Below are 4024 nucleotides of genomic sequence, written 5' to 3'. Positions count from 1 at the left end.
GGGGTGCGGTCGTATCGGAGTGCGGACGGGCGGCCACCCCCGGGCGGGGCTCCGTCATGCCCTTGACACATCTCGAAGAGCCACTTGTATGGTCTAGGCCAACAGAACGCGCCGTTCCGTTCGGTGAGTTGGCCCTTCGCGGGAGCAATCCGCCCTGGACGGACCGGCCGGAGCGCGTCACCTTCGCGCCTCTTGGCCCCACCCACGAGAGGCCGGTCCCGTCGCGTGCGGTCCCCCACACCGCCGTGCGTGCCAGGGAAGGCCTGATGTGAAGGAGTCCCCATGCACGCCAGCAGGAAGACGGCTGCCCTCGTAGGCGCCGTACTCGCCCCCGTCGTCGCCGTGAGCCTGCCCGCCGGGTCGGCGAGCGCCCACGGCTACATCTCCGACCCGCCCAGCCGCCAGGCGCAGTGCGCCGCGGGCACGGTGTCCTGCGGAGACATCACCTACGAGCCGCAGAGCGTCGAGGGCCCCAAGGGCCTGACCAACTGCAGCGGCGGCAACAGCCGCTTCTCCGAGCTGGACGACGACAGCAGGGGCTGGACCGTCACGCCGGTGCAGAAGAACACCACATTCTCCTGGAAGCTCAGCGCGCGGCACTCGACCAGCACCTGGGAGTACTACGCCGGCGGACAGCGGATCGCCCTGTTCGACGACGGCGGCGCGCAGCCGGGCGCGGTGGTCAACCACCAGGTCGACTTCGGCGGCCTCAGCGGCCGACAGAAGGTCCTGGCCGTCTGGAACGTGGCGGACACGGACAACGCCTTCTACGCCTGCATCGACGTCAACGTCGGCGGCTGACAACCGGGTCGGGGCCGGTCAGTCGTGATCCACGGGCCGGGGACGGCCCGTCGGGGACCGGCCCGCACCGCCCCACCTGCCCCACCTGCCCCACCCGGCGCGCACACCGGGCGGAAGTCCCCCCACCTTCTTCCGCCGGCCCCTTCCGCGCCGTCCCCCCACACCCCATCCCCAGGAGTCGACACCGTGCACCGACGCATACTCGGACTGCTGACCGCCACCGGCGTGGCCGCCGCCCTCTGCACGCTCACGCTCGCCCCGACGGCCTCCGCCCAGAAGGCCGGCGCGGACACCTCCGCCGCCGCGTTCGTCGTCAGCGAGGCCCAGTTCAACGACATGTTCCCGGGCCGGAACTCGTTCTACACGTACGGCGGCCTGACCGCCGCGCTCGACGCCTACCCCGGCTTCAGCAACACGGGCAGCGACACGGTCAAGAAGCAGGAGGCCGCGGCCTTCCTCGCCAACGTCAGCCACGAGACCGGCGGCCTGCAGTACGTGGTGGAGCAGAACACCGCCAACTACCCGCACTACTGCGACACCAGCCAGCCCTACGGCTGCCCGGCCGGCAACGACAAGTACTACGGCCGCGGGCCCGTCCAGCTCAGCTGGAACTTCAACTACAAGGCCGCGGGCGACGCGCTCGGCATCGACCTGCTCAACAACCCCGACCTCGTGCAGAACGACGCGGCCGTCGCCTGGAAGACCGGCCTGTGGTACTGGAACACCCAGACCGGCCCGGGCACGATGACGCCGCACGACGCCATGGTCAACGGCGCCGGGTTCGGCGAGACCATCCGCTCGATCAACGGCAGCCTGGAGTGCAACGGGGGCAACCCGGGCCAGGTCCAGAGCCGCATCGACAACTACCAGCGCTTCACCCAGCTGCTCGGCGTCGAGCCCGGCGGCAACCTCAGCTGCTGATCCCGGGCCCGAGCCCATCGCCGCCCGGCTCCGGCGCCACCCGGACCGGGCGGCGCCCGCCCGCCCGCCCGTCCTAGAAACCTGTGTCGATCCCCCACTGACGAGGACCCTATGCACCTGCTCTCCCCCCGCAAGCTGACGGCTTCCCTGGCCGTCGCGGCCGCGCTCGGCGCCGCCGCCGTCGTCGTAGGCCCCGCCGACCAGGCCTCGGCCGTCCCGGACACCATCCCGCTCACCCTGAAGAACACCTCGGGCAGCGGCGAGCAGGTGTACGTGTACGTGATCGGCACCGAACTCGCCTCCGGCAAGCAGGGGTACGCCGACGAGTCCGGCGTCTTCCACGCCTGGCCGGCCGGCGGCGCCCCGCCCGTCCCGGCGCCGGACGCCTCGTTCGCCGGCCCGGCCGACGGCGCGTCCAAGACCGTCCAGCTCCCGAAGTTCTCCGGCCGCGTCTACTTCTCGTACGGCCAGAAGCTGGACTTCCGGCTCGCCGACGGCGGACTCGTGCAGCCCGCCGTGCAGAACGCCTCCGACCCCAACCACGACATCCTGTTCAACTGGACCGAGTACACGCTCAACGACTCCGGTCTGTGGCTGAACTCCACCCAGGTCGACATGTTCTCCGCGCCGTACTCGGTGGGCCTCACCGCCGGTGACGGCTCCACCAAGGAGACCGGCAAGCTCAAGGCGGGCGGCTACCAGGCCGTCGTGAACGGGCTGAAGGAGCAGGGCGGCGGCTGGGAGAAACTGGTCGAGACCCGCGGTGACGGCACCCCGCTGCGGGTGCTCGCCCCCGGCCACGCCATCGGCTCGGGCGCCATCCCGGCCGGCGTGCTGGACGACTACATCGACCGGGTCTGGACGAAGTACGCCAGCGACACGCTCACGGTCACGCCGTTCAAGGACCAGCCCGACACGAAGTTCTTCGGCAAGGTCAACGGCGACACGATGGACTTCACCGACGGCACGGGCGCCGTCGTGACGTCCTTCGAGAAGCCCGACTCCGACTCCGTGTTCGGCTGCTACAACAAGCTGGACGCCCCCAACGACCAGGTGCGCGGCCCCATTTCACGGACCCTGTGCGCCGCGTACAACCGCTCGACGCTGCTCACCAACTCCGCGCAGCCCGACGCCGACGCGTCCGGCTTCTACCAGGACGGCGTCAGCAACCACTACGCCCGGCTGGTGCACGACCAGATGCAGAACGGGCAGGCGTACGCCTTCGCCTTCGACGACGTCGGCAACCACGAGTCGCTGGTGCACGACGGCGACCCGAAGGACGCGACCATCTCCCTCGACCCGTTCGACTGAGCGGACCCGGTGCCCGGCCTGTCGGTTCTTCAGTTCCTCAGTGCTTCTGACAGACCGGGCACCAGAAGAGGTTGCGGGCGGCGAGACCGGCGGTGCGGATCTCGCCGCCACAGACGAGGCAGGGCAGGGTGGCCCTGCGGTACACGTAGACCTCGCCGCCGTGGTCGTCCTTGCGCGGCGGGCGGCCCATCGCCTCCGGCTCGTGCTCCGGCCGGACCGTGTCGATCCGGTTGTTGCGGACCCCCTCGCGCATCAGCGCCACCAGGTCCGCCCACATCGCGTCCCACTCGGCGCGCGTGATGTCCCGGCCCGTCCGGTACGGGTCGATGCCGTGCCGGAAAAGGACCTCCGCGCGGTAGACGTTCCCGACGCCCGCGATCACCTTCTGGTCCATGAGCAGGGCGGCGATCGTCGTACGGCTGCGGGAGACCCGCGCGTACGCCCGCTCCGGCTCGGCGTCCTCGCGCAGCGGGTCGGGGCCCAGGCGGTCGTGTATCGCCTGCTTCTCCGTGTCCGTGATGAGCGTGCAGGTGGTGGGGCCGCGGAGGTCCACGTACGCGGTGCCGTTCCGGAGGCGCAGACGGACCGTGTCGGTCGGTGGGAGCGCGGGGGCGCCGCCGAAGGTGACCTTGCCGAAGAGGCCGAGGTGGATGTGGATCCAGTCGTCCGTCTCGAAGCGGAGGAAGAGGTGCTTTCCGTGGGCCTCGGCGGTGGTGAGGGCCGTGCCGTCCAGGAGGGCGGCGGCGTCCGTGAACTTGCCCTGGGGGCTGGTCACGTGGGCCTCGCGGCCGCCGAATCCGCCGAGGTAGTCCTCGGCCAGCCGGTGGATGGTGTGCCCCTCCGGCACGGGTCCTCCTACGGGTTGCATTTCCCCAGCCCCGCCCCTTCCCGGAACCGGGGGCTGCGCCCCCAGCCCCCTGTCGCGCTTACGCGCTCGTCCTCAAACGCCGGACGGGCTGAAGAGTCGCGGACGGTCCGCGAATCCTTCAGC

4 protein-coding genes are annotated in these 4024 nt (G+C 70.9%); 3 read left to right on the top strand and 1 reads right to left on the bottom strand.

Features of this window, described 5'->3' with window-relative positions; all coding sequences use genetic code 11:
* The first annotated feature begins 282 nt into the window (after positions 1-282).
* From ACFWGJ_RS42530 to ACFWGJ_RS42520, 3 genes are all read left to right on the top strand, one after another.
* A complete protein-coding gene (locus ACFWGJ_RS42530) occupies positions 283-801 on the top strand; it encodes a lytic polysaccharide monooxygenase auxiliary activity family 9 protein (protein WP_387334327.1) in 519 nt (172 codons plus the stop codon).
* Between the two features lie 186 nt (positions 802-987).
* Positions 988-1722 carry a chitinase gene (locus ACFWGJ_RS42525; protein ID WP_387334326.1) on the top strand — a complete coding sequence of 245 codons (735 nt, stop codon included), beginning with the start codon at positions 988-990 and terminating at the stop codon, positions 1720-1722.
* A gap of 111 nt (positions 1723-1833) precedes the next feature.
* Positions 1834-3033 (top strand): glycoside hydrolase family 64 protein, encoded by a 1200-nt coding sequence (locus tag ACFWGJ_RS42520; RefSeq protein ID WP_387334325.1) that lies wholly within the window; start codon positions 1834-1836, stop codon positions 3031-3033.
* Positions 3034-3070: 37 nt separating this feature from the next.
* Here ACFWGJ_RS42520 and ACFWGJ_RS42515 read toward each other — a convergent pair whose 3' ends face one another.
* Complete coding sequence (locus tag ACFWGJ_RS42515) at positions 3071-3880, bottom strand: Fpg/Nei family DNA glycosylase (protein WP_387334324.1); 810 nt, start codon at positions 3878-3880, stop codon at positions 3071-3073.
* Positions 3881-4024: the final 144 nt, after the last annotated feature.

It is taken from the genome of Streptomyces sp. NPDC060205 (assembly GCF_042728395.1).
Lineage (GTDB): Bacteria > Actinomycetota > Actinomycetes > Streptomycetales > Streptomycetaceae > Streptomyces.
This window is presented reverse-complemented; position numbering and strand designations above follow the sequence as displayed.